23 protein-coding genes and 2 pseudogenes are annotated in these 24164 nt (G+C 62.7%); 10 read left to right on the top strand and 15 right to left on the bottom strand.

Annotation, left to right across the window (positions count from 1 at the left end; genetic code table 11):
• Positions 1-5: 5 nt before the first annotated feature.
• From OKW38_RS29165 to OKW38_RS29140, 6 genes are read right to left on the bottom strand one after another with little or no spacing between them, the layout of a single operon-like run.
• Positions 6-1562, bottom strand: coding sequence for an AMP-binding protein (locus tag OKW38_RS29165; protein WP_090807406.1), 1557 nt, complete (start codon positions 1560-1562; stop codon positions 6-8).
• Positions 1555-2121, bottom strand: a complete 567-nt coding sequence (locus tag OKW38_RS29160; protein WP_090807404.1) for a (2Fe-2S)-binding protein — start codon at positions 2119-2121, stop codon at positions 1555-1557. Before OKW38_RS29160 ends, OKW38_RS29165 begins: the two co-directional genes overlap by 8 nt.
• On the bottom strand, positions 2094-2915 hold the full coding sequence (locus tag OKW38_RS29155; RefSeq protein ID WP_090807402.1) for an FAD binding domain-containing protein: 822 nt from the start codon (positions 2913-2915) through the stop codon (positions 2094-2096). Before OKW38_RS29155 ends, OKW38_RS29160 begins: the two co-directional genes overlap by 28 nt.
• A complete protein-coding gene (locus OKW38_RS29150; protein WP_429364364.1) occupies positions 2912-5941 on the bottom strand; it encodes a xanthine dehydrogenase family protein molybdopterin-binding subunit in 3030 nt (1009 codons plus the stop codon). Before OKW38_RS29150 ends, OKW38_RS29155 begins: the two co-directional genes overlap by 4 nt.
• Positions 5938-6561: a UbiX family flavin prenyltransferase gene (locus tag OKW38_RS29145; protein ID WP_090807398.1), complete on the bottom strand. Its 624-nt coding sequence runs from the start codon at positions 6559-6561 to the stop codon at positions 5938-5940. The genes OKW38_RS29150 and OKW38_RS29145 overlap by 4 nt, the downstream gene beginning before the upstream one ends.
• On the bottom strand, positions 6554-8047 hold the full coding sequence (locus tag OKW38_RS29140; protein WP_429364362.1) for a UbiD family decarboxylase: 1494 nt from the start codon (positions 8045-8047) through the stop codon (positions 6554-6556). Before OKW38_RS29140 ends, OKW38_RS29145 begins: the two co-directional genes overlap by 8 nt.
• Before the next feature lie 290 nt (positions 8048-8337).
• On the opposite strand from OKW38_RS29140, the gene OKW38_RS29135 reads away from it, so the two are divergent.
• The 7 genes from OKW38_RS29135 to OKW38_RS29105 all read left to right on the top strand — a co-directional run bounded on the left by OKW38_RS29135 (position 8338) and on the right by OKW38_RS29105 (position 13945).
• On the top strand, positions 8338-9279 hold the full coding sequence (locus tag OKW38_RS29135) for a LysR family transcriptional regulator (protein WP_187613161.1): 942 nt from the start codon (positions 8338-8340) through the stop codon (positions 9277-9279).
• Complete coding sequence (locus tag OKW38_RS29130) at positions 9276-9734, top strand: aldehyde dehydrogenase family protein (protein WP_429364360.1); 459 nt, start codon at positions 9276-9278, stop codon at positions 9732-9734. The genes OKW38_RS29135 and OKW38_RS29130 overlap by 4 nt, the downstream gene beginning before the upstream one ends.
• 182 nt (positions 9735-9916) lie before the next feature.
• Positions 9917-10111 carry a hypothetical protein gene (locus tag OKW38_RS29125; RefSeq protein WP_429365589.1) on the top strand — a complete coding sequence of 65 codons (195 nt, stop codon included), beginning with the start codon at positions 9917-9919 and terminating at the stop codon, positions 10109-10111.
• 335 nt (positions 10112-10446) lie between these two features.
• Complete coding sequence (locus OKW38_RS29120) at positions 10447-11724, top strand: MFS transporter (RefSeq protein ID WP_429364358.1); 1278 nt, start codon at positions 10447-10449, stop codon at positions 11722-11724.
• A 160-nt stretch (positions 11725-11884) separates the two neighbouring features.
• Positions 11885-12856, top strand: a complete 972-nt coding sequence (locus OKW38_RS29115) for a dipeptidase (protein WP_429364356.1) — start codon at positions 11885-11887, stop codon at positions 12854-12856.
• 93 nt (positions 12857-12949) lie between these two features.
• Positions 12950-13483, top strand: coding sequence for a DUF5943 domain-containing protein (locus OKW38_RS29110; RefSeq protein ID WP_429364354.1), 534 nt, complete (start codon positions 12950-12952; stop codon positions 13481-13483).
• A 198-nt stretch (positions 13484-13681) separates the two neighbouring features.
• A complete protein-coding gene (locus tag OKW38_RS29105; RefSeq protein WP_429364352.1) occupies positions 13682-13945 on the top strand; it encodes a hypothetical protein in 264 nt (87 codons plus the stop codon).
• Positions 13946-14231: 286 nt separating this feature from the next.
• On the opposite strand, the gene OKW38_RS29100 is transcribed toward OKW38_RS29105, so the two are convergent.
• Positions 14232-14558: a hypothetical protein gene (locus OKW38_RS29100; protein WP_429364350.1), complete on the bottom strand. Its 327-nt coding sequence runs from the start codon at positions 14556-14558 to the stop codon at positions 14232-14234.
• A 623-nt stretch (positions 14559-15181) separates the two neighbouring features.
• Between OKW38_RS29100 and cynS the strand changes: the two genes are divergently transcribed.
• Positions 15182-15625, top strand: a complete 444-nt coding sequence (gene cynS, locus OKW38_RS29095; RefSeq protein WP_429364348.1) for a cyanase — start codon at positions 15182-15184, stop codon at positions 15623-15625.
• Between the two features lie 5 nt (positions 15626-15630).
• Here the strand turns inward: cynS and OKW38_RS29090 are convergent, their stop codons facing one another.
• From OKW38_RS29090 to OKW38_RS29070, 5 genes are all read right to left on the bottom strand, one after another.
• On the bottom strand, positions 15631-16071 hold the full coding sequence (locus tag OKW38_RS29090) for a hypothetical protein (RefSeq protein ID WP_429364346.1): 441 nt from the start codon (positions 16069-16071) through the stop codon (positions 15631-15633).
• A 638-nt stretch (positions 16072-16709) separates the two neighbouring features.
• Entirely contained in the window at positions 16710-17174 is a 465-nt protein-coding gene (locus tag OKW38_RS29085; protein WP_429364344.1) for a hypothetical protein, read from the bottom strand.
• Between the two features lie 341 nt (positions 17175-17515).
• Positions 17516-18070 (bottom strand): TetR/AcrR family transcriptional regulator, encoded by a 555-nt coding sequence (locus OKW38_RS29080; RefSeq protein WP_429364342.1) that lies wholly within the window; start codon positions 18068-18070, stop codon positions 17516-17518.
• Between the two features lie 77 nt (positions 18071-18147).
• Complete coding sequence (locus OKW38_RS29075; RefSeq protein ID WP_429333431.1) at positions 18148-18876, bottom strand: GNAT family N-acetyltransferase; 729 nt, start codon at positions 18874-18876, stop codon at positions 18148-18150.
• A 44-nt stretch (positions 18877-18920) separates the two neighbouring features.
• The gene (locus tag OKW38_RS29070) at positions 18921-19802 is read right to left on the bottom strand and encodes an NmrA family NAD(P)-binding protein (protein ID WP_429364340.1); all 882 of its coding nucleotides are present in this window, start codon (positions 19800-19802) and stop codon (positions 18921-18923) included.
• Between the two features lie 242 nt (positions 19803-20044).
• On the opposite strand from OKW38_RS29070, the gene OKW38_RS29065 reads away from it, so the two are divergent.
• Positions 20045-20731 carry an alpha/beta fold hydrolase gene (locus OKW38_RS29065; protein WP_429333433.1) on the top strand — a complete coding sequence of 229 codons (687 nt, stop codon included), beginning with the start codon at positions 20045-20047 and terminating at the stop codon, positions 20729-20731.
• On the opposite strand, the gene OKW38_RS29060 is transcribed toward OKW38_RS29065, so the two are convergent.
• Positions 20632-21165 (bottom strand): glutathione S-transferase, encoded by a 534-nt coding sequence (locus tag OKW38_RS29060; RefSeq protein ID WP_429364338.1) that lies wholly within the window; start codon positions 21163-21165, stop codon positions 20632-20634. The two genes, OKW38_RS29065 and OKW38_RS29060, sit on opposite strands and share 100 nt — an antisense overlap.
• Positions 21166-21241: 76 nt before the next feature.
• Positions 21242-21799: pseudogene (locus tag OKW38_RS29055) on the bottom strand (SDR family NAD(P)-dependent oxidoreductase); the annotation flags it as partial.
• On the opposite strand from OKW38_RS29055, the pseudogene OKW38_RS29050 reads away from it, so the two are divergent.
• Positions 21798-22142, top strand: a pseudogene (locus OKW38_RS29050) (transposase); the annotation flags it as partial. The pseudogenes OKW38_RS29055 and OKW38_RS29050 sit on opposite strands and share 2 nt — an antisense overlap.
• Before the next feature lie 488 nt (positions 22143-22630).
• Here the strand turns inward: OKW38_RS29050 and OKW38_RS29045 are convergent.
• Positions 22631-24136 (bottom strand): amidase, encoded by a 1506-nt coding sequence (locus OKW38_RS29045; RefSeq protein ID WP_429364336.1) that lies wholly within the window; start codon positions 24134-24136, stop codon positions 22631-22633.
• Positions 24137-24164: the final 28 nt, after the last annotated feature.

Here is a 24164-nt window from a genome sequence, read left to right as displayed (position 1 = left end):
TCGGATTACTCCTTTGTGGTCTGTGTAGGTTGAACGTTGCCGTCGGATGCGTATTCGCCCGCCGAGAGCTTGCGGCGCAGAATCTTGCCGACCGGCGACTTCGGAATATCGTCGACGAACACGTAGTCGCGCGGGCGCTTGAAGTTGACGAGGTCGGACTGGCGACACCAGGCGTCGAGCGCCTCGGCATCGACGTGTTCGCGGCGCTTGATGAACGCGACCACGCGCTGGCCCCAGCGCTCGTCCTTGACGCCCGCGACCGCGACTTCATCGACGGCCGGATGCAGCGAGAGCACCGATTCGATATCCACCGGCGAGATGTTTTCGCCGCCGCTGATGATCATGTCGTCGACGCGGCCGGTCACGTACAAATCGCCGTCGCGGTCGAAATAGCCGGTGTCGCCGGTGAAATACCAGCCCTCGCGCAGCGACTTCGCGTTCGCGTCCGGGCGGTTCCAGTAGCCTTCGAATGCTTCGTCGCCGAGCAGGTCCGCGATGATCTGGCCTTCCTCGCCGGCCTGTGCGATCTCATCGGGCGACACGGCGTCGAGCTTCACGACGCGCAGCCGCGTGTTCACGCCCGCGCGCCCGGCGCTGCCCGGCTTGCGCGTCGCGTCCTGATCGATGCTGACCGTGTAGACCTCGGACGAACCGTAGTGATTGACGAAGATCTCCGGCTCGAACGCAGCCGACAGGCGCTTGAGCAAACCATCGTTCATCGGCGCACCCGCGAAGCCTAGCTTTCTGACCGACGACGTATCGGTGCTGGCGAACGCGCTGTCCGCGAGCAGATCGTGATAAAGCGTCGGCACGAGATAGAGGCACGTGAGCGCGTACTTCGCGATGGATTCGAGCGCGAGCTTCGCGTTCCAGCGACGCAGGCAGACGAAGACGCCATCGACGAGCGCCATCGAAAGCAGCGAGCGCACGCCCATCGTGTGATAAAGCGGCATCACGCCGAGCGTGCGTTCGCCGCGCCGGTACAGGTTCTGCGCGACGTGCGCGAGCGCGCCCGCGCGTTCATGCCGATGACGGCGCGGGACACCCTTCGGCTTGCCGGTCGTGCCGGACGTGTAGAGGATCAGCGAGATATCGTCGGCGGTGGCGTGCGTCGTCTCGCCGGTGCGCGTGCGTTCCGCGAGCAGCGCGTCGAAGGCCATCGTGCGGCCGGGGGCGTCGTCCAGACCGATGCGCGGCACGTGCTGCGCGGCGGCGCTTTCCACGACGGCATCGGCGCAAACGGGTTCGTAGACGATCGCCTTCACGTCCGCATCCGTCACGCAGTACTCGACTTCCTCCGGCTTCGCGCGCCAGTTGAGCGGCACGATCACGATGCCCGAGAATTGCCCCGCCCAGTGCAGCGTCGCCATTTCCCAGCGGTTTTGCAGCACGACGAGCAACCGGTCGCCGCGTTGCAGCCCGAGTTCGCGCAGGGCATCGGCGACATTCAGAATTATGCGATGCCACTGCGCATAGGTCAGTTGCATGTCGCCATCGACGAGCGCGAGCGCGTTCGGGCTGCGCTCGACGCTTTGCAGAAACGTGCGGCCGAGATCAAGCATGTTCGGCCTCCTTCTCGCCGCGCGCCTCGACCTGACGACGCGCTGCCACATCGAGCACGGCCGCGACGATCGGCGTATAGCCGGTACAGCGGCAGATATGGCCCGAGAGCATGTCGCGCACCTGATCCTCGGTCGGATTCGGCACCCGCTGCAGATAGTCCGCACATGACATCAGAATGCCCGCCGTGCAGAAGCCACATTGCAGCGCGTGATGGCGCTGGAACGCCTGCTGCAAATCGCCGAGCGTCTGGTCGGGCGCAAGACCTTCGACTGTGTCGATGCGCCGCGCATCGGCCTGCACCGCGAGCATCAGGCACGAGCGCGCCGCGACGCCATCCACGTGCACCGTGCATGCGCCGCACACGCCATGCTCGCAGCCGACATGCGTGCCGGTCGCGCCCAGTTCGTGGCGGATGAAATCCGACAGCAGTTCGCGCGGCTCGCAATGGCCGCTGCGTTCGCGGCCATTGAGCGTCAGCGTGATGCGCCGCTGCTCCCCTTGCCGCATGATGTTGTCTGATGTGTTGCTGCTCACGTAGCCTCCTCGATCACGCGCCATCCCAGTTGCCGGACGAGATTGCGTCGATATTTCGCGCTGATGTGCGCGTCGTCCTGCGCGTTCAGTTTCCAGCTCAGGTCGTTCAATGCGCCGCGCAGGTCGTCGCCGGTCAGACGCGGCCAGCTTTCCGCCACCGGCCGGTCCGCGACGCCGCCGACCGCGATACGGATCGAATCGTCCGTCACCACCGCCGCGCACGCGACGATCGCGAAATCGCCGTGCCGCGCCGAGAACTCGGTGAACGCATAGCGTTCGCCGGGCTTCCTGAGCGGAAAGCGCACGGCTTCCACGAGTTCGTTTGGCTCGCGCGCGGTCATCAGCATTCCCTGAAAAAAGTCCTGCGCGGCGAGCGTGCGGCGCTTCTTTTTCGAGCGCAGCATCACGTCGCCGCCGAGCGCGGCCAGCACGAGCGGCAGTTCTGCGCTCGGGTCCGCATGCGCGACGGAGCCGCACACCGTCCCGCGATTGCGAATCTGAAAATGCGAGATATGCGGGAACGCCATCGCGAGCATCGGCACTTCGTCGCGCAGCGTGGGACGCCATTCGACGCTGCCTTGCGTCGCCGCCGCGCTCACGACGAGATGGCCTGCTTTGTCATCCACGCGCACGGCGTCGAGTTCGGCGGTGCGCGAGATATCGACCAGCACGCGCGGCTGCGCGAGCCGCATGTTGAGCACGGCCATCAGCGATTGACCGCCCGCCAGCACGCGCGCGTCGTCGCCGGTTTGCGCGAGGGCGTCGAGCGCGTCTTGCGTCGTCATGGCGCGCAGATAATCGAACGGCGCGGGCTTCATACGTGCCTCCTGAAGCGGGCGAAAATCCGCGCAATCCACGACTTGCGCTGCTCGACGGGCTGGCCCGCCGCCTGCCGTCCGAGCGATTCGAACAATTGCTTGAGCACGACCTTCGCCGCGCCTTCGAGCATGCGTGCGCCGACCGCCGCCACCTTGCCCGACACCTGCGCTTCATAGTCATAAGTGAGGCGGGTGCCGGTTGCCTGCGGCGTCAGCTCGACGAGACCGTTGCCGCGCGCGCTGCCGAGCGGCGAGATGCCCGCGCCCGCGAGCCGCAGCCGGTGCGGCGCGTCGATCTCCGACAAGCCGATGCGCGCCTCGAAGCGCGCCTTGATCATGCCGACGCCCACCGTCACGTCCGCGCGATACTGATTCGGCGCGGTCTCGTCGAGCGCATGGCAGCCGGGAATGACCTTCGCGAGCGCCTTCGGGTCGAGCAGCACGCCGAACACGGCTTCGGGCGTCGCGGGCAAATCGACCGTGCCGCGCGCCGTCAACGCCTTGCCGCCCGGCGTCGCGGGCTTCGCAGCCGGTGCTTCGCGCAGTTCGGGCCGCGACGGTTCGGGATCGTCGATGCCGATCAGCGCCATCACTTTGGGCGGCGTGAGCGGCAGGCGGATATCGTCGACGCCGAGGGCATCGGCCACCGCATTCGCGATGCACGGCGGCGTGCTCATGTTGTTGCCTTCGCCGAGCCCCTTCGCGCCGAGCGGCGTGAAGGGCGACGGCGTCTCCAGATGTACGATCAACGGGTCGGGCACTTCGCAGGTCGTCGGCATCAGATAGTCGGCGAGCGTGCCGGACTGGAAACTGCCGTCCGCGCCGTAGCGGAACTCTTCCATCAGCGCCGCGCCGACGCCTTGCGCGAACGCGCCGCGAATCTGGCCATCGGCGAGTGCGGGATTGAGTAGCGTGCCGGCGTCGTGCGTCGTCACATAACGGTCGATGCGCACGCGCCCCGTCACGCGGTCTACTTCCACGCCGCACATGTCGAACGCGAAGCCATACGCCGCCGACGTGTTGATGCGATCCTGCTCGTCGGGCGCGTCCATGTGCGGCGGCGACCAGAAGACGCTCTCGCGCAGACCCGGCTCCTCGCCTTCCGGTAACAGCGCGGGCGCCCAGTGCGGCGCATTGCTTGCGGCGCGCGCGAATGGCAACGCGCGCTCTTCGGCACCGTTCGGAAAGACGCGCGCGCCTTCGAAGCGCACGTCGCCGGGCGCGCAGCCGAACTGCTTCGCGAGAATGCGCGCGAGCTTTTCGCGCACGCGGGTCGCGGCCAGATGCACCGTGCCGGCCACCGCGCCCGCGAATCGGCTCGAATAATTGCCCGCCGCGACGGACCACGCGTCCTTGTGCGTATCGAATTCGACGTTCACGACGATGTCCTTCGGGTCGAGCCCGAGCACATCCGCGACGACTTGCGCGCACACCGTCATGTGGCCCTGGCCCGCTGGCGTCGACGCGATGGTGACGACCACGCCGCCGAGCAGATCGACGCTCACCGTCGCGCTGGCGATCGCGCCGTTCTTCGGCCCGGCTTTCTTGCGGGCGTCGGGCGGCATCACAGTCGTGATGTATCCCATGTTCGATACCGACGGCTCCACGATCGCCGCGAAGCCGATGCCATAAAGACGCCCAACTTTGCGCGCCGCGTCGCGTCGCGCGACGAGTTCGTCGTAGCCGCCTTCGGTCATCGAGCGGCGCAGCGCTTCCTGATAGTTGCCGGAGTCGAGCAGCGCGCCCGCCGTCGCGCGATACGGAAAGGCATCGGCGGGAACGAAGTTGCGGCGGTACACATCGAGCACATCGAGCCTCAGTTCGACGGCGATACGCTGAATGAGCCGCTCCAGCGCGAAGTAGACCTGCGGTCCGCCGAAGCCGCGCACGAGGCCGGTCGGCGTCTTGTTCGTGAGCACGACGCGGTTGCGCACGACGAGATTCGGAATGGCATATGCGCCCGTCAGGCAGCCGTGCATCCGGTAGAAGGTCGCGGGTTCGGGCGCGCGCACGTAGCCGCCGATATCTTCCAGTTGATCGTAGGAAAGCGCGACGATGCGGCCATCGCTTTGAACGGCCGCTTCGATGGTCGAAAGACGCGCGGTCGCGGAAGTCGCCGCGCTCAGGTGTTCGAGCCGGTCCTCGACCCATTTCACCGGCGCGCCGGCCTTGCGCGAGGCGAGGCACATCAGCACGACATACGGAAACACCGCCTGCTTGACGCCGAAGCTGCCGCCGGAATCGCGCGGGGCCTTGTGACGCAGACGGTTCGCGGGAACGTTGAGCGCCATCGCCATGACGGCGTGCAGCGAAAACGGTCCCATGAAATTGGATGTGACGTCATAGCCTTCGCCGCCCGACAGATACTCGGCGATGACCACGCCGCATTCGATCGGCGCGCACGTGTTGCGCGGATAGTGCGCGACGAGCTTCACGCGATGCGGCGCGTTTTCGAACGCGGCTTCCGGTTCGCCATAGCGGAAACGCCGGTCGCTGATCACGTTGCTGCCGACGCGCTCGTGCAGCACCGGCGCATCGCCCCGCACCGATTGTTCGATCGACGTGACCGGATCGAGCATCGCGTAGTCGACCTTGATGAGGTCGAGCGCGTCTTCAGCTAGCGCGCGGGATTCCGCCATCACCACCGCCACCGGCTCGCCGACGTAGCGCACGCGGTCCATCGCGAGCGCCCACTGCTCCATCGGCGACTTCACGCCGACGACGAAGGGTCGCGACCACGGACGCAGATCGTCGCGCGTGAGCACGGCGTGTACGCCGTGCAGCTTCGATGCGGCTTCGGTATCGATGGAAACGAGTTCCGCATGCGCGTGCGGCGAGCGCAGAATCGCTGCGTGCAGCGTGCCGGGCTTCACGGCGATATCGTCGCCGTAGCGGCCGCGGCCCGTGAGAATCGCGGGGTCTTCGAAGCGCTGCATCGGCTGGCCGACGTGGCGCCGCGGCTTCGCGGCATCGCTGTCGGCCACGCGCGCGTTGATATCGGCAAATCCGGTTTCGCGCTGATTCATGGTGTCACTCCGTCATCTTCGCCGCGGCTGCCGAATTCATCGGCGAGACCGCTCCAGCGGCGCGCAATCTCGCCGTGCTCGATGCCGAGCAGATCCAGAATGCGCCCGACCGTGTGATCGACGACATCGTCGATGGTCTTCGGATGCGCATAGAACGCCGGCACCGGCGGCATTACGATGGCGCCCATTTCGGTCGCGAGCGTCATGTTGCGCAGATGCGCGAGATTGAGCGGCGTCTCGCGCGCGACCAGCACGAGGCGGCGGCGCTCCTTGAGCATCACGTCGGCGGCGCGGGTCAGCAGATTGTCCGCGAAGCCGTTCGCGACACCCGCGAGCGTTTTCATCGAACACGGTGCAATCACCATGCCTTCGCTGAGGAACGAACCGCTCGCCACGGCCGCGCCGATATCGCGCACGTTATGCACGACGTCCGCGAGTTGGTCGACGTCGCCGCGCGTGAGGCCGAGCTCCTGCGCCGCCGTCACTGCACCCGACGCCGACACGATCAGATGCGTCTCGTGCGTGCCGAGGCGCCGCAGCGCAGCGAGCAGCCGCACGCCGATGACCGCGCCGCTCGCGCCCGATATGCCCACGACGATGCGCTTTTTCCGCTCAGCCATGATCGCGCGCGAGGTAGGCGTCGAGCGCGCTGTTGTCGGCGGCGACGAGCGCGGTCAGATCCGCGGTGTCCTGACCCGGGATGCGCACGCGTGTGAAGACATGCGCCGGATAGACGACCGGGCGCGTCGCGTCGAGTCCCATCTTCGCGCTGATGCCTTGCAGATGCGCAGGGGCGTCGTCGGGCTGGCCGACCGTCGTCGAGGGATCGAGCGGCGAGCCTTGCGCGCCCGCGATGACGACGAGATCGCGGTCGGCCTGAAAGCGCGTCGCAATCGCCCATTCGATTTCTGCGGGATCGTGCACGTTCACGTCCGTATCCACGACGACGACCAGCTTGATGTCGTAATGCGCGCCGAACGCGCAGAGAATCACGTTCTTCGCTTCGCCTTCGCGTTTCTTGTCGAACTGCACCCACAGGTGATAGCGGCACACACCGCCTACCGACAGATGCACGTCCTTCACCGCCGGATGGCTGCGCTGAAGGTGCGCGAGGAGCGTCGCTTCGCGCGGAATCGCGCCGAGCAGCAGATGCTCCATTTCGGCCGGCACGATCGTATGAAAAATCGGGTCGCGCCGATGCGTCACCGCCGTCACTTCAATGACTTCGCGCGCTTCCTTCGCGCTGTAGTACTTTGGGAACTCGCCGAATGGGCCTTCCGGCTCGCGCACGTTCGGCAGAATGCGTCCTTCTATGACGATCTCCGCGAATGCGGGCACATGCACACCGCTCGTCACGCATTGCGCGACCGGCAGCGGCGCGCCGTGGAGCGCGCCAGCGATTTCGAGTTCGTCGTTATCGATGGGCGTGATCGCTTGCGAAGCGAGCATCGTCAGCGGATCGACGCCAATGGCGACGGCCACGTCGAGCGCATCGCCCGCTTCCTCGGCGGCGCGCTGGAACGCGTAGAGATGGCGCGGCAGCAGCAGAATCGCCATGCGATCGCGGCCATGCACCTGAATGCGGTTGATCGACACGTTCTGCACGCCGGTGCGCGGATTGCGCGCAATCACGAGACCCGCGGTGATGTACGGGCCGTTGTCATGCTCGCTATGCGTGGGAATAGGCAGAAGCGCGTGCAGATCGATTCCGCTCGTATGCACCACTTGCTGGCACGGCGCGTCCTCACGCGCAATGACTTTCGACACGAGCGGCTCGGCGGCAGCGGCGGAAAAACGTGCGAGCAAAGCGGCTTCGTCGACGCCCATTGCTTCGGCAATCCACGCCCGCTTCGACATGAATCCGCTCACGACCGGAACCGCATGGCCGCCGGGGCGCGTGAAAAACGCCGCTTGCGTGCCGTCGAGGCGTTTGGCGATAGCGGCGAGTTCGTGTTCGAGCGCAACCGGCTTGTCGATGGTCGCGAGGCGTCCCGTCTTCGCGAGATGCGCGAGCCAGTCGCGCAGCGAGAGCGAGCCCGCCTCCGAGCCTTCCGGGGCCCACGAGAATGAGGAAATGCCGTTCTTTGCGGCATCGCGTATGTTCATCAGCGTCTCCATCTGTGCTGTGCGCGGCAAAGTGATGCCGCAGCGTGCGATGGGGTCAAGCGTAGCGATATCGCGCCATAACTTCTAATAGTGTTTTCTGATGCGCTGGATCATTCACTCTTATATCAGTGTTAGCCCCGATGACAGCGTTCTTACGGTTACGTATCAATAGATCCGTCCCGCAACCCGTACTGGCGGGCGCGGGCGGCAACGGCGCGCGGCAGGCACGCACCGTTTGACGTGATAATGCAGGTGGTGGCTATTAGCATCGCTGATGCACGAGGGGTGAGATGGACCTCAAGCAAATTCAGTACTTCATCGCGCTGTTCGAGGACGGCTCGGTTACGCGGGCGGCCAAGCGCCTGAATATCGTGCAGCCCGCGCTCAGCATGCAGATCGCGAAGCTCGAGGACGAACTGCATCAGCAACTCTTCGAGCGCGGCGCGCACGGCATGGCGCCGACCGCGGCGGGGCGGCTGATGTATCGCCTGTTTCTGCCGATCATGCGCGACCTCGCACACGCGCGGCAGCAGATCGTTCAGCGCGATGAAGTCGTGACGGGACACGTCGGCATCGGGCTGATTGCGTCCGTCACGGAGAGCGTGCTCGCGGATTCGCTCTCGCGCTTTCATGCGCAATATCCGGATGTCGAAGTCACGGTCGCCGACGGCTACAGCGCGACTTTCATCGACTGGGTGGCGGGCGGTCAGCTGGATGCCGCGATCATCAACAAGCCGCGCGCGCGTCTGTCGCTCGACTCCCGCGCGCTGCTCGACGAAGAGATGGTGCTCGCAACCAGCGCCGCGCACGGCCCCGATCTGCCGCACGCCATTGAACTCGCGCAACTGCCCGAACTGGAACTCGTGCTGCCGACCAAGCGCCACGGCCTGCGCGGCGTGCTCGACAGCGCCGCGCAGCATGAAGACGTGCTGCTCGCGCCGCGCTTCGAAATCGACGTGCTCTCGACCATCCTCAAGCTCGTCGAAAACACGCGCTTTGCGACGATCCTGCCGCGCATCGTGGTCGAGCGCGCGGCGCGGCATGGCACCTTGCGCGCGTGCCCGATTCTCGCGCCGCGCATAGTGCGGCATGTCGTCTGCGTGAGCCATCCGCGAAGGCCGTTGAGCGCGGCGGCCGAAGCGCTGATCGCGATCATCGGCGACGAGCTGCATCAAGCCTCGAATATTTCGTGTAACGAACCATCGCCTTCTTTGAAGGAACGCTCCGCATGAACGCATCACGCCGGATTGCCGGCGAATGGACCGGCACGCCTACGCTCGACAGCATCGATCCCGCCACGGGCGAGGCCATCGGCCAGTTCGCCGACGGCGGCGCGGATGAAGCCGATGCCGCCATCGCCGCCGCGCGCCATGGGTTCGATCGCACGACGTGGGCGCAGGATGCACGTCTGCGCCAGGACGTGCTGCTCGGCGCGGGCTCCGGCCATGCGTTTCTGTCGCCGACGCTCGTCGAGCATGGCGATCCGAAGGCGTTCTTCTGTCAGGACGAGATTTTCGGGCTGTTCGTCACGCTCGAAGTTTTTGAAAGCGAGCAGGAAGCACTTGAGAAGGCCAACGATACGGACTTCGGCCTGTCGGCCAGCGTGTGGACGCACGAAGGCGCGCACGCGTTGCGCACCGCGCGGGCGCTGCGCAACGGGACAGTGTGGATCAACGATCACAACTAGCTGTTCGCGCAAGCGGAAACGGAAACGGGCGGCTACCGGCAAAGCGGGCTCGGGCGTCTGCACGGTTACGACGCGCTCGCCGACTTCACCGAGATCAAGCACATCTGCATGCCGGCGGGCATCGTGGAAGGCGTGGCTCCGCTTCGTTGATGCGCCAAAGGCGCGTGCTAGCGTCCGCCGCTATGCGGCATCAACGCGGCAAGCCGGATCGCGACCGCCACCGCGCCGCCATCGGGCCAACCCACCGCATCGCCCGCCTACGCAATCAGCGCTTCTTCAGCCTGGACGACGCGCTCGGTGACTATCTGCCCGATATCCGGCGACCCGTGCCTCCGCTCGATCCGACGATCGATTTCGCATTCAAATCAGTGGCTTAGGTCGAGATGGGAGATGCGGGATACGGCGGATTTTTTGCGAATCCCGGCCGACCCTCCGCCTCGCTCAAAATACCGGAAGCCGAATCAGCGCGCTGAAAACCTGGCGCTCTCGTTACAACGTAATGGCGGGAATGTTCTATGACGCCGACTTTTGGTCCCTTCTACTCTCTACCGATCCTTACTTTTTGAAGCGCGATCGATTACGCATGTGGGTGATGCTTTCACGGCACGCTCACAGCAACTACGGGAGTATCGAATGTCTAAGGCACCGTCCCCTGAAGTCGATATTAGAACACTGCGCAAAGTCATCATGGCTGCCTCGATTGGTAACTTTGTTGAATGGTTCGATTTCGCAGCGTATGGTTTCCTCGCAACTATCCTCACTAGCGAGTTTTTTCCGAACAGCGATCCATCCGCGGGGCCTCCTGAAGACTTTCGCGGTGTTTGCAGTGGCTTTCGCATTTCGTCCGGTCGGTGGCATAGTGTTTGGCGTAATTGGAGATAGGATTGGGCGCAAACGCACGCTGGCGCTGACCATCTTGATGATGGCCGGGGCGACCACACTGATCGGCTTGCTGCCGACCTACGCCGCCATCGGTGCTCTCGCGCCGTTGTTGCTAACCGTGATTCGCTGCGTGCAGGGCTTTTCGGCCGGTGGTGAGTATGCTGGCGCCTGTGCCTACGTAATGGAGCACGCCCCGCAAAACAAACGCGGCTGGTACGGCAGCTTTGTTCCCGTGTCGACTTTTTCTTCATTTGCGATCGCGGCCGTCGTCGCTTATGCGCTTGATGCAACGCTTTCAGCCGATGCAATGAGCGCGTGGGGATGGCGCGTGCCGTTCCTCGCCTCCGCACCCATTGGGCTCATCGGGCTGTACCTGCGCATCAGTCTCAATGAAACACCCGCCTTCCGCGCTCTTGAAGGCGAGCACCAGGTGGCGCATGCGCCGTTGCGCGAAACGTTCCGTACGCAGGCGGGCGGCATTCTGAAGCTCGGTGCATTTATTTCAGTGACAGCATTGTCCTTCTATACCTTTACTACCTATTTCGCGACATATCTGCAGGTCGTAGGACACATGAGTCGCGCAACTTCGCTGCTGATCACCGTTGTGGCACTTTTGTTTGCTGCGGCCATTTGTCCGCTTGCCGGCCTGTATTCTGATTTCGCCGGGCGCCGCATGACATTATTCACCACCTGCGCGCTGTTGATTGTAATCGTCTATCCCTCGTTCTCGCTCGCGGGCTCGGGACAATTTCTGTCAGCACTGATCGGCGTGGCAATGCTCGCGACAGGCGCGGTGTTGTCGGGCGTGGTGACGGCTGCGTTGTTGTCGGAAGTGTTCCCAACCAGGATGCGCTATACCGGGTCGGCCATTACCTATAACCTCGCCTACACGATCTTCGGGGGCACCGCGCCGTTGGTCGCTACCTGGTTGATCGGCACGACCGGAAACAATCTGTCGCCCGCTTTGTATCTGATCGCCGTATCTTTCATGGGCCTGATCGGCGGGATGATGCTTCCAGAAACTTCACGAATGTCCTTGCAAGATGTGGGCACTGACAACGACCCAGCTATCGGCGAGATGCTCGGAGCGCAGCGACCGCTCAGGTAGCCCGGATCGTTCGAAGCTTTCCCGAGACTGCCGGCCGGCACGACGCGCGGCTTTGGCGTCGGCGAATTCCGCGAGGTTGGCCGCCTGATCCTCGAAGTGTTCGATGCGCTGCGCACAGCCATAGCGACCCCACACGCCAGAAGCCTATACGGAGCATCGAATGAGCAATCTGCATGAGAACAGCATCATCATCGACGGCCTGAACATTTCGAAATTCGACCGCTCGGTGTTCGAGGACATGAGGAAGGGCGGCATCACCGCGGCCAACTGTACGGTGTCGGTGTGGGAGGGCTTTACGAAGACCGTCGACAACATCTCGTTGATGAAGCAGCAGATCCGCGCAAACAGTGAGTTGCTGACGCTCGTGCGCACCACCGAAGACATCGCGCGTGCGAAGAAGGAAAACCGCACTGGGGTGATCCTGGGCTTCCAGAACGCGCATGCGTTCGAGGACAACCTCGGCTATATCGAAGCCTTCGCCGACATGGGCGTGCGCGTCGTGCAGCTTTGCTACAACACGCAGAACCTGGTCGGCACCGGTTGCTATGAGCGCGACGGTGGGCTGTCGGATTTCGGCCGCGAAGTGATTACCGAAATGAACCGCGTCGGGATCATGGTGGATCTGTCGCACGTTGGTGGCAATACGTCGTCGGAGGCCATTGCGTTCTCGAAGAAGCCGGTCTGCTATTCGCATTGCCTGCCGTCGGGTCTCAAGGAGCACCCGCGCAACAAGTCCGATGAACAGCTGAAGGAAATCGCCGAGGCCGGCGGCTTCATCGGCGTGACGATGTTCGCGCCGTTCCTCAAGCGCGGAATCGATGCGACGGTCGAGGACTACATCGAAGCCATCGACTATGTCGTCAACCTGGCCGGCGAAGATACGGTGGGCATCGGCACCGATTTCACGCAGGGCTACAGCGTCGACTTCTTCGACTGGCTCACGCACGACAAGGGCCGCTATCGCCGTCTGACGAACTTCGGCAAGGTCGTGAACCCGGAAGGCATCCGCACGATCGGCGAGTTCCCGAACCTCACCGCGGCCATGCAGCGCGCAGGCTGGAGCGAGACGCGCATCCGCAAGATCATGGGCGAAAACTGGGTGCGCGTGTTCCGCGATGTCTGGGGCGCATAAGCACCGAAGCCCGATCCTCATTCTTCGAAACGCGACGGGCGCCGTGACGAGCGCCCGCGCGAACCGAAACTCACCCCTCGGAGCACCCTCGCGATGCAACCGCAACTGCCGATCGACGTCGATCCGAACACTGGCGTCTGGACCTCTGACGCACTGCCGATGCTGTACGTCCCGCGCCATTTCTTCACGAACAATCACAAGGCTGTCGAAGAGGCGCTCGGGCGTGATGCCTACGCGGAGATCCTCTACAAGGCGGGTTACAAGTCGGCCTATCACTGGTGCGACAAGGAAGCAAAGCAGCACGGCATCAGTGGCATAGCCGTATTCGAGCATTACGTGAAGCGTCTTTCGCAACGAGGATGGGGCATTTTCACGATCGTCGAAGTCGATCCGGTGAGCGCGCGTGCGCGCGTCGAACTCCGTCACTCATCCTTCGTGCTGGCGCAACCGGGCAAGCACGGCAAGCTTTGCTACATGTTCGCGGGCTGGTTCGCCGGCGCTATGGACTGGGTGAACGACACTACTGAAGCCGGCGAGGGCGCTCCGCGCTCGCAGTCGAAGGAAGTGCAATGCGCAGCGGAAGGCCACGACCACTGCGTGTTCGAAGTGTCGCCAGTCGCGCAATAAACCGTTTTCTCGCAATAAGCTGACCTGAGATGCTGAGAGACGGCGCCAGAGCGTAGGCCATTGCGTTGCCACGCACGCCGCTCGCTCAACATACGCAATCACCGATCCTGGCACGACGCCGATAGCCACGTCGGTCCCGCCGATGCCCGGCCTTTCTGGCCTAAGATATTTCAAAGGAGCATCCGTGCGAGGGGCATCATGAAAGCACTTATCGTTGCTGCGACATTGGCGGCTGGCTGTTCCCTCGCCTACGCGCAGACTTACCCGCAGGGAGCGCTGGCTGACCAAAGCATGGGGGCCTATAGAGCGCAATTGGAAGCGCAGAAGCAACAGATCGAACTCCAGAACGAACAACTCCAATTACTGAAACAGCAGCGCGACCTGGATTTGCTGAGGCAGCAGCGCGAACTGAATTCGCTGAGACAACAGCGCCAATTTGACTCGCTCAGACAGAAGCGCTAGATCGCTGTGAGGCGCGGCACCCGCCTCAAGATCCGGCTTGGCAACGGCCATTGCAGCACCGAACGCTCAGTCTGGGTGGCGCCACTGGAGGGCATCAGGCGTTGAAGTCCTATACGCAAGTGAAGCATTCCTGCTCGCACCAGCCGAACGTCGCGACCGACACCGTGTTCGAAGCGGGGAAGAACTGCTTGTCATATCGATCGAGGGCGGCGGGGCGGATCAGCGCGAATGTCCCCGCCGCAGATCGCTCACGCACGCGGCGACCGCTCACATGACGTGAATGAGATTAATGTAACCGCTTCTTTAGATCGCTCAGTTCGGCGTGAACCGAACTGACTGCTTTCTTGATGTTGGCATTGACATTCGCAGCGCGTTCGCACGCTTTTTCCGCGCTGTCGCCGATCCGCTCAAGATCGTCCACCCATTGGCGCATGCGATCCTGATCGTTCGAAGCCATCACTTTCTTTGCCGACGAGGATTGTTGATCTAGCTCATCAACGCACTCGACGAGGTCCTTGGGGAGGGTGGCGTCGGCATGACAGGTTTGCGAAGCCTGCTCGATGGATTGCTGCAGGTGCGTGAAACGTTTCTGGATTTCGCTGGCTTGCATCATGGTGACACTCCTTGGTGAAAGCGTGTCCGACACTCTAAAACGAGCCTGGCGCGATTGCGGTGTACTGCGTTGGCGCCCATCTTGCCGCCCCCGTTTGGTTGAGCCAGCCGGCCTCGTGCAGCGGCGGTGCTCCGGAGCCGGTCGAAGGGTGGCAAGACTTTAGTATAGGCGTTGCCGCTGCTCGCGCAGGTACGGCGCCGAACGTCCGCTCCAGGCGACGACTCGATCCGGCGAGCGTAGTGGCGGGGACCTTCAGGAATTGTCGCCGGGACATCCGGGTCATTGAATGGCGCAAACCGGTTCTGGACGAAATGATATGAGCCGAGAACCGCCGAGCTCTATCTGCCGTTGCGGAATCGGATGCGAGCGCCGGCTTGGCGTTGCTGAATGGCGTGCTGGACACCAGCGTCGAAGAAAGCGATCCCGGCTCCGGGTGGATACCGCGTATGGACTCCGGTGTTTATCCCGGTGCGCCAGTCGTGGGCGTGCAACTCGGCGTAATTCAGCGAATCTAGTGAGCGCGACGCCGGACGGCCACTCCTGTTATCTCAACCAAGATTACTATTACTATCACTGCACCTCTCTCAACCGGTATTGCCGGGCTCTTCAAAAGGAACTCAATCATGGATCGAAATGAAGTCACGAAGAAAATCGTCGCCGCGAAAGTTGCCGGCAAGCTGACGTGGGCCGAGATCGCCGCGAAGATCGGCAAGAGCAAGGAGTGGACGACCGCCGCGCTGCTCGGTCAGATGACGCTCGATGCGAAACAGGCCGGCGTCGCCCGCGAGTTGTTCGATCTGACCGACGAAGAAACCGCGTGGCTGCAAATCGTCCCGTACAAAGGTTCGCTGCCGACCGCGGTGCCGACCGACCCGATGATCTATCGCTGGTACGAGATCGTCAATGTGTACGGCACCGCGATCAAGGAGTTGATCCACGAGGAGTTCGGCGACGGCATCATGAGCGCGATCGACTTTTCGATGGATATCCAGCGCGAGCCGAATGCGAATGGCGATCGGGTCCAGGTGGTGCTCAGCGGCAAATTCCTGCCCTACAAGTCGTACTGATAGCGTCATCCGGCCAGGGCAAGCGACACGCCCGGCGCGCCGCTTGCGATCGCGAAGCAGCTCGTCGATCCGCGCCGCCCAACGCTGCGGCGCCGGCAGAACCTGCCGCACTGGCGCGGATACCGTCCCTCCGGTTCGACCGGGCGACTGGCGCATGCGCGTTTCAGGAACTGCTCATTGTTGAGCCTGAATGGCTTCGGTTGCGGGTAACGGTCATCCAAACGCCTTTGGCGGTCGCCCTCTGGCACGTGGCCTTCCGGCTTCGTCCACTGGTCGGCTATCTCTATCGGGCTGAAAATCGCCGCGATGCGTCTCTCCAGGGTTTTCTCAGTTTGCTCTTCGGTGTCGCGATCCGAAAAGACAATGCGTTCACTCGACTCATAGCCGTCCCAGCTCTCTTCGAATTCGACCGGCCCGCCGAAGCACTGAGCGAAATCAATCGCCATTGCTCTGCATCCCCTATCTGTTCTTTATCGAGCTTACTATGCGTTACCAGGCTATTGTTTTCGATTGCGATGTGGATCTACAACGGCTGCAAAATGCTGGTCACGCTCGATGTCGCTGAGCTGTTGATGGACGATGACGGTCTCTACTTCACCTGCCCCATGTGCCACCGAATAACCGTCTGTGAACTTCGCCCGGCGAACGTCCGCTGCACTTTTGCAACGAGCCGTTGACGTTTCGGCGCGCGGCGGTCCGCTTGGGGTGGCGCAGAGACGTTCGAGATGCCCAGCGTAGCGCGCTTAGCGTACGAAAAGTCCGTTTTGGTGATGAACCGCTGCCCCGCGATCGAAATCCCCCGCCTGGGGTTGCCGCCGATCCAGGTTGCGGGCGGGTGAGCTTAGGCTCAGAATGATCCACCGAGGGTGCCCGTCGCCGGGCGACCCGGCAACCGTCAGGGAGGTAAGTCATGCGTATTATGGTGAAGTTCTCGTTTTCTGCTGATGCCGGCAACTCCGCCATCCGCGCCGGCAAATTAGAAAAAGTCTTCCAACAGCTAACAGAGGATCTGAAGCCCGAAGCCGCTTATTTCCACGCCGAGAATGGCGACCGGGGCGGCTTCTTCATCGTGAACATGGCGGAATCATCGCAGATTGCCGATACCGCCGAGCGGCTCTTCTTTGGTTTGAACGCCAAGATCGAACTCGTGCCGGTCATGAATGCCGATGACCTGCGCAAAGGTCTGGCGGGCGTGCAGGAAACGATCCGCCGCTACGGCTGAGTCCCCCTGGACGATGACCTCGCCCTTGCCGGCCGCCGCGTCGTAGTCGCGCTCGAGCCATAAGCGGGCATAGCACCGGAACGGAGCCAGCTTCTGATGGTCGCCGCGCAAGATCGCGTCGGCCTCGACGATCTCGGGCACGACGTCGGGGCCGTAGTTGAGGTTCATGGCGAAGACGCAGCGCGAGCGGTTGTCGGCAGTGCCGAACCGCTCGCGCACGGCCTCCTTGGCGCGTTCTAGGCGCTTCTCGAGCTGGCCGAGGATCTGCCGGCCGCGCTCCACCATCCCCCGCACCACGGCGATGCCGTCATAGCCCGATGCCGTCATAGCCGCGCCGATCGGCAAAGGCGGCCGTTTCGTAATCGGGGTACCGTCAAGATTCGGACGTTTACGTACGCCAACGGCGAAACTGTCAGATTTGGTCCTGAGACTTTGCAGCGAGGGTGTCAATTTACGTTGGAAATACCCTTAATCTGACGCGTTCCCCGCCGGGCTCTGACGTCCGGCTGAAGTACGCTTCAACTGGACGACACGCAGGATTATGAGTCAGCAGTCGGCCAAGTGCGGCCCTTTGGCCGCTGATCCGCGCAGCCATTCGAGCGTCCGCTCTGCTCCATCAACCGGCTTATGATCGAAGCCAGCGAATTATCCTTTTCCGCTGATCGATATCATTCGTACATCTTGAGCATCTCCGCCAGCGCTCCTTCGATTATCCTGTTCGACAGACTCGGGTCATTCACGGCGCGAGCGAGCGCTATTGAACCAACGCAGGTGCTGAAGATCATCACCGCTTTAGCATGGGCGTCTTCTGTATCCGGCAAAGACTGTGCGAGCAAAGCGATGATCTCACTGACACGTTCGGTGAATGCCTCGCGGGTTGCTTCGGGCGCGCGCGGTACGTCGTTGACTAGCGCTGAAATTGGGCAACCTCTGCCGAGGTTGTTCCGATGGCTTTCCGACACATATGTGCCTATCGCGCGCTCAGGCGCCGTCTTGAGCCCGTCCTGAATATGCTCGATGTCCTGCAATGCCATGATGAAAGCCTCCGTCACGAGCGCATCGCGTGACTCGAAATGCTTGTAGAAGCCGCCGACGGTTAAGCCGGCTTCTTTCATGATGTCGCCGACACTGATTCCCTCAATGCCGCGCTCGCGCAAACGCCGTGCGGCGACCTGCACAATCCGCTGATGCGTGGCCAGTTTGTTACCTTGTGAGTGCCCCATTTTCCAGTCTCAAAGATGCATTGTGCTACGAGTCAACCTGAGGCAATGCCGTTCGCCCGGCGCTCCCGCAGCAGCGGTTAGGTCTCGCCCGACGACCTCACAATTGCCGTCAGTTGCAAAGTCCTGGCAATGCGAAAACCGAGCTCCCGATACAGACGAACGGCGGAAACATTATTCGTGAACACATGAAGGAACGGTATTCTGTCGCGTTCCTGGATGGTTGCCGCCAGGTGCTCCATCAACAGTCGACCCAACCCTCGGCCGCGCCACTCGGGGTGCGTGCACACGGCGCTGATTTCGACGTACTTGCCGGCAGTCATTCGTTCGCCCGCCATCGCCACCAGCCGGCCGCTCTCCCTGACGCCAAAGAAGTGACCCAATTCGTTGGTCCGGGCGTTGAATGGTCCAGGCTCCGTCATTTCGGCGAGTCGGAGCATATCAGGTGTGTCGTCGACACCGAGTCGCACGATCCGCTCATCGGACGATACGGTGAACCTGTTGGCGGCAACCATCTGATTTGCAACAGCCTCGCGCACCACGTCGAAGCCGGGCGGCAAGTCCGGTTTGGCCGCCGTGAAGAATGAAAGGCGCTGTCCCGGCTGGAGCATTGCTGCAACTTGAGAGACGCTTTGCGCGGTGTAATTTTGCGCGGCCCCGAACGGCGCAAATTCCGGGCGATACCGGGCTCCGCCTTCGCAGCGCTCGATGAAGGCCGGAGGCGCTTCGCTCAGAGCGATCCATACGGGATTGGCGAGGTATTCCTCGGTCCCGATCTCACTGGCTGCATCAATGTGGGAGGACTGCATGACAAGCTCCTGTTTTGTTCGTCTTCTCTGCTGTGGAATCGCGGTCAGGCGAACCGTGCCGCGTGCTTCCTGATAAAAGCCTGGACCGTCATCGGCGGAGTACCGGTCAAATCCTCAATGAAGGAATTGGTGCCGGCGAAAACGCCTTCCTGGTAATCGACGGCAACCGACAGGAGATGCTGCGTGAAAGTGTCGCTGAATTTTGCATCCGTATTCAGGCGCTTTTTGAACAGATCGAGATCGACTGGTTGGTACGAGACCGTCCTACCCAACGCCTTGCTCATCTCCGCCGCAATCTCATGGTGATTCATCTCGACCGGCCCGTAGAGCGGATAGACCTTGCCCGCGTGCGACGCCGGATCGCGAAGGATCGCGGCAATCACCCGACCCTGATCCTCGGCTGCAATCGGCGCATGGCGCCCTTCGCCAAAAGGCAGACGCAGCATCCCGTCTTTTTTGACGGACGCGACTTGACCCGGGTAGGTCAACCATTGAGCGAAGAACGTGGGGCGCAGATGCGTGACCGGCGTGCCGGCCCAGTCGAACACCTGTTCCGAGATCCAATGGTCTCGCGCGGCATGGCTTTTCGCTTCACGGCGAGCCGAAATCTGCGACATGTTCACAATCGATTCGATTCCGGTCTCACGGGCGGCCTGTGCAAACGAAGCGCTGGCCGCTATCCCACCAGCTTCGATCGGATAAACGAAATAGGCCGATGAGATGCCTTGAAGAGCGCGTGCGACGTCGTCGATGTCCGAGAGATCGCCAACCAGCACCTCGACGCCCTGTGCGCGCAGCCGCTCTGAGCGAGCGTCCTCGCGTCGCACCAGGGTTCGTACCTGTTCGCCTGCAGCTAAAAGGGCCGTTGTCGCTGCTCCGCCCGTGTCACCAGTCGCGCCTGCGATAAAAAATTTACGAAAAGCCATTTGAAAGCTCCGCTCGATTCGTTAATTGGGAGGGTGATGAACGTTTCAGTCACCGGATCTGAGCTGGAGTATAGTCATAATCCTGAACGACGATAGATCAGAATTCCGTACTAGTCTTTTGCGGAATGCCGTTCTCGAGGCGGGCGGCAAGTGGGTCACGCTGCGCTTGCGAACTCACGCTGCAAATGGAATCGAAAACCGCGTCCTTTCTGGACGACCGACCACCGGAGAATGCTCCTGCCATGATCGCCCACACGTTCGCCTCACCCCGCCATTCCACGCGCTATTGGGAGGCCGGGCCCGCCGAGGGGCCACTGATGATCTTCCTTCACGGCTGGCCCGGGCTCGGTCTGATGTGGCGCGCGCAGATCGAGGCTTTCGCGTCGGAGGGCTGGCGCTGCATTGCACCGGACATGCGCGGATACGGCGGCTCATCGACACCAGGCGCGCCCGATGCCTATGCAGTCAAAGAGATCGTTGACGATATGGTCGAGCTTCATGACCATCTGGGCGCAAGTCCGGCAATATGGGTCGGCCACGACCTCGGAAGCCCGGTGGCCGGGGCGCTCGCTGCGCATCACGCGAAGCGCAGCCGTGCGGTTGTGTTCGTCTCCGTTCCGTATATGCCCGAGAGCTTCGGGTTGCGCAGTCTGCTGCCCCTGGTCGATCGCACGCTCTATCCCGCCGACCAGTATCCGGACGGGCAATGGGACTACTACCGCTTCTATCTGACGCATTTCGATCAGACCGTTACTGACTTCAATGCCGACATAGCTGCGACACTGGCGGCGATCTATCGGTCTGGAGACCCGAAATCCGTGGACCGCATCTATCGCTCTGCGCTGGTCTCGCGCAATGGAGGCTGGTTCGGGTCGGCACGTCGCGCGCCGACGGTGGCGCCGGGACGCGGCGCTCTGGCCGTCGGCTGACTTCGACGCGCGATCTCAGGAATCTGTTCATAAGCATGCGGGCCCGACAATGCACGCCCCTTCAATCCGGCGACCGCGTTTCGCACGCCTTCCATCACGGCCGCAAATCCGTCGAGTTCGGCGCGCCGTTCCCACATCGCGATCAGCGCCTTCTCTTGCGGCGTCGTGCCTAGCAATGCGGCCTTCGCGGGATACGCGTCCTCGATGTAGCGCCAGATTGCAGGGACTTCGCCGATCGCCGTGCCGTCTTGGAGTACAAGCGTCGGAACCTGTCGGCGAGGATTGATCGCGACGTACGCATCGGAGAAATACTCTTTCGCCCCAAAGTCCACCGCTTTCGTCGGAATCTCAATGCCTTTTTCGGCAAGAAAAATGCGGACTCGACGAGCGTTGGGAGAAGCCTTGGATTCGTAAAGCATGAGATCGGTATTCATGTACTGGTCCAGTTCGATGAGAAGAGCTGACTCGCCCGCAAAGCAGTCGCTACGCAGGCGAGCATGTCAGGTCGCATTAGCCTGCCGTCTTGCCGCCGTCGACCGTCAGGATCTGACCGGTGACGAACGCGGCGCCGTCGGCAGCGAGATAGAGCACCGCTGTGGCGATGTCGTCGGGCTTGCCGATGCGCGCGAGCGGCACCGTGGCGGCGAGCGCTGCCTTGTTTTCGGCGGTGCTGGTGAAGCGGTCCAGCATTCCCGTGTCGGTCGGCCCCGGCGCGACTGCGTTGACGCGAACACCCGTCGATGCAACTTCAAGCGCGGCCGATTTCGTGATGCCTTCGACGGCGTGCTTGCTGCCTGCATAGACCGATGCAAACGCAGCGCCTTCGTGACCGTAAGTCGACGAAATGTTGACGATGCTGCCGGCCTTTTGCGCGGTCATCACGCGCAGTTCATGCTTGAGACTCAGCAGCGTTCCGAGGACGTTGGTGTCGAACGTGTCGGCATAACTGTCGGCGGTCTGCTCGACGACGGGCCCAGGCCGACCTTCGGTGCCGGCGTTGTTGACGGCCACGTCCAGCCGGCCGTAGCGGGCGACGGTTTGATCCACGAGGTTGCGGACTTCGTCGCCGCCCCGGCTTGTTGCGATTCTCGAACGCCTCCATCAACACTTCAAGTACCTAGAGGAACAGATCGGTGAGATTGACCAGGAGCTCGCACGTCAGCTCGCTGAGGACGAAGTTGGACAGCGCCTGATGAGCATCCCGGGAGTCGGCCCAGTCACCGCAAGCGCCTTGGCCGCAAAAATGGGCGACGCAAAGCAGTACGGACGCAGTCGCGATTTTGCGGCATCGGTTGGGCTCGTCCCCCGGCAATACACCACGGGCGGCAAGACCAATCTTCTCGGGATCAGCCGACGTGGCGACAAAAATGTCAGGCGCCTGCTCGTCCTGTGCGCCCGAGCCTACATGCGATTTGCGACGACTGAAAATTGATGACGTGAACGGCACACCGGCCTGACGAAGAACCTGAGTGCCAAAGAGGCTTTTCGAAGCCGATCCACTGTTAAGGATCATCAGGCGCGAATCTCATCGTGGCGCGGGGAGCAATCCCCACAACGACGCCGAATAGCTTTAGGCAAGCCAAACTCGCCATCGAAAATCAGGGTTGCAAAAACGGGGTGGACCATAGATTTGGCACATTGATGCCGTTCGGTCCCGGGGGCCCTCAATCGTGCCCGTTTCCCCGAAGGGAGGCGGGCGTCCATTCCATCTCAGTCGACAACAGCCGACGCCATCCGACCATTAGGAACGAATGGGCCCAAGCCTTTCATCGGGCACTAAAGGCTGATCTCCTTACGGTAGGCGCTCGTGTATCTTGTATGCCCCTTGAAGCATCCCTGGCAAGATCCCTCTTGGGCTCGCATCACGAATGACAGCCTGAGTTTGTCGTCAAGCCGTCACTAGGCCATCCTCGAACGATTCGATAAGATCGGCGGGGACGACACGATAGACCGCAGCTCAGGGACCGGCTCGGACAGTGCTTTAAGATCCGGCGCAGGTCGCCGCAGCGCGTCGTCCGTAGCAAATGCCGCTTCGAGCGCCTCCGAAATGTCCAGCAACCGCCCATCTCCACGCGCTGGGCCGACCAACTGCACACCAAACGGCATGCCGGCATGATCGACCCCGCACGGCAGCGACAACGCCGGATTGGTCATCAGCGAAACGAGGTAAGTCAGTCCCAGCCAGCGATAGTACGTATCGAGCGGCTTGCCATTGATCGCTTCGAGATGCCATTGGGACCACGGAAATGGCGTGACGGACACCGTCGGCGAAACGATCACGTCATAGTGCTGCACGAGCGACTGGAAGCGTCGATACAGCGTCGTTTGCATCTTGTGCGCCCAAACGGCGTCGCCGAGCGTCATCGATGCGCCCAGCTCGAAGTTCGCGCGCGTATTGGGTCCAAGCTGCGACGGATCGCGCTCATAGATTTCCGCGAACTGCGCAACGAAGTTCTGCGCGCGCACTACGTCGAAGCATCGGTCGATGCCGCTCATGTCGATGCATACCGGTTCGCACACCGCCACGTGCCGTGCGATCTTGTCGACCTTCGCGCGGAACGTCGCGCGGGATGCGCCGTCGAGCGCGCATACCCCGAAGTCATCGGTAAAGCCGATGCGCAGCCCCGACGCATCGATCGGACGGCGCTGCGCAAGCGCGGCCGAATCGACGTCGTAAGATAGCGGATCGCGCGCGTCGAAGCCAGCCTGCGCGGCAAGCAGCAACCGCACATCGCCGACGGTACGTGCCATCGGGCCGCTCACGGTAATCGGTGCCCACCCGAGTTCGCGCCGGTCGCCCGGCACGAGTCCCGGCGATGGCCGCAGTCCCACAATCCCGCAGACCGCGGCTGGAATGCGCAGCGATCCGCCCGTGTCCGAGCCGGTGCAGAGCGGGAGCATGCCGGTTGCGAGCGCTGCGGCCGATCCGCCCGACGACCCCCCCGCGTTCAGCAGCGGCGCAAAGGGGTTGCCCGTCGCGCCCCAGACGTCGTTGCGGGTGTTCGCACCCGCGCCCATTTCGGGCGTGTTGGTCTTGGTTGTCACGATGGCGCCCGCCGCCCGAATGCGTGCGACCATCCCGTTGTCCTCGTCCGGAACGTTTGCGCGGAAGAGCTTCGAGCCATACGTCGTGAGTACGCCGGCGGTCTCTTCCAGATCTTTCACGCCGATGGGCACGCCATGCAGCGAGCCGAGCGGCTCGCCACGCATCACCGCCGCTTCCGCGCGACGCGCTTCGTCGCGCGCACGTTCGAAACACGTCGCCGCCATCGCGTTGACGGCAGGGTTAATCGCTTCGATGCGCGCGATGCACGCGTCAAGCAGTTCGACTGGCGAGATACTGCGATCGCCGATCAGTCGGCGCGCATCGACGGCGGAGAGAGAGACGAGAGAGTCGTGCGTCATGGGCATCAAGGAGGAATCGGATAAGAGC

The organism is Paraburkholderia sp. MM5496-R1 (assembly GCF_050436205.1).
Classification (GTDB): Bacteria; Pseudomonadota; Gammaproteobacteria; order Burkholderiales; family Burkholderiaceae; genus Paraburkholderia; species Paraburkholderia tuberum.
The sequence above is the reverse complement of the archived record's forward strand: the minus strand, read 5'-3'. Positions and strand labels throughout refer to the sequence as shown.

What these genes read in the sequence shown, in the direction of transcription:
- OKW38_RS29165 (WP_090807406.1), bottom strand. Translation starts at nt 1,562, where the DNA reads ATGCTTGATCTCGGCCGCACGTTTCTGCAAAGCGTCGAGCGCAGCCCG.
- OKW38_RS29160 (WP_090807404.1), bottom strand. Translation starts at nt 2,121, where the DNA reads ATGGCGCGTGATCGAGGAGGCTACGTGAGCAGCAACACATCAGACAAC.
- OKW38_RS29155 (WP_090807402.1), bottom strand. Translation starts at nt 2,915, where the DNA reads ATGAAGCCCGCGCCGTTCGATTATCTGCGCGCCATGACGACGCAAGAC.
- OKW38_RS29150 (WP_429364364.1), bottom strand. Translation starts at nt 5,941, where the DNA reads ATGAATCAGCGCGAAACCGGATTTGCCGATATCAACGCGCGCGTGGCC.
- OKW38_RS29145 (WP_090807398.1), bottom strand. Translation starts at nt 6,561, where the DNA reads ATGGCTGAGCGGAAAAAGCGCATCGTCGTGGGCATATCGGGCGCGAGC.
- OKW38_RS29140 (WP_429364362.1), bottom strand. Translation starts at nt 8,047, where the DNA reads ATGAACATACGCGATGCCGCAAAGAACGGCATTTCCTCATTCTCGTGG.
- OKW38_RS29135 (WP_187613161.1), top strand. Translation starts at nt 8,338, where the DNA reads ATGGACCTCAAGCAAATTCAGTACTTCATCGCGCTGTTCGAGGACGGC.
- OKW38_RS29130 (WP_429364360.1), top strand. Translation starts at nt 9,276, where the DNA reads ATGAACGCATCACGCCGGATTGCCGGCGAATGGACCGGCACGCCTACG.
- OKW38_RS29125 (WP_429365589.1), top strand. Translation starts at nt 9,917, where the DNA reads ATGCGGCATCAACGCGGCAAGCCGGATCGCGACCGCCACCGCGCCGCC.
- OKW38_RS29115 (WP_429364356.1), top strand. Translation starts at nt 11,885, where the DNA reads ATGAGCAATCTGCATGAGAACAGCATCATCATCGACGGCCTGAACATT.
- OKW38_RS29110 (WP_429364354.1), top strand. Translation starts at nt 12,950, where the DNA reads ATGCAACCGCAACTGCCGATCGACGTCGATCCGAACACTGGCGTCTGG.
- OKW38_RS29105 (WP_429364352.1), top strand. Translation starts at nt 13,682, where the DNA reads ATGAAAGCACTTATCGTTGCTGCGACATTGGCGGCTGGCTGTTCCCTC.
- OKW38_RS29100 (WP_429364350.1), bottom strand. Translation starts at nt 14,558, where the DNA reads ATGATGCAAGCCAGCGAAATCCAGAAACGTTTCACGCACCTGCAGCAA.
- cynS (WP_429364348.1), top strand. Translation starts at nt 15,182, where the DNA reads ATGGATCGAAATGAAGTCACGAAGAAAATCGTCGCCGCGAAAGTTGCC.
- OKW38_RS29090 (WP_429364346.1), bottom strand. Translation starts at nt 16,071, where the DNA reads ATGGCGATTGATTTCGCTCAGTGCTTCGGCGGGCCGGTCGAATTCGAA.
- OKW38_RS29085 (WP_429364344.1), bottom strand. Translation starts at nt 17,174, where the DNA reads ATGACGGCATCGGGCTATGACGGCATCGCCGTGGTGCGGGGGATGGTG.
- OKW38_RS29080 (WP_429364342.1), bottom strand. Translation starts at nt 18,070, where the DNA reads ATGGGGCACTCACAAGGTAACAAACTGGCCACGCATCAGCGGATTGTG.
- OKW38_RS29075 (WP_429333431.1), bottom strand. Translation starts at nt 18,876, where the DNA reads ATGCAGTCCTCCCACATTGATGCAGCCAGTGAGATCGGGACCGAGGAA.
- OKW38_RS29070 (WP_429364340.1), bottom strand. Translation starts at nt 19,802, where the DNA reads ATGGCTTTTCGTAAATTTTTTATCGCAGGCGCGACTGGTGACACGGGC.
- OKW38_RS29065 (WP_429333433.1), top strand. Translation starts at nt 20,045, where the DNA reads ATGATCGCCCACACGTTCGCCTCACCCCGCCATTCCACGCGCTATTGG.
- OKW38_RS29060 (WP_429364338.1), bottom strand. Translation starts at nt 21,165, where the DNA reads ATGAATACCGATCTCATGCTTTACGAATCCAAGGCTTCTCCCAACGCT.
- OKW38_RS29045 (WP_429364336.1), bottom strand. Translation starts at nt 24,136, where the DNA reads ATGACGCACGACTCTCTCGTCTCTCTCTCCGCCGTCGATGCGCGCCGA.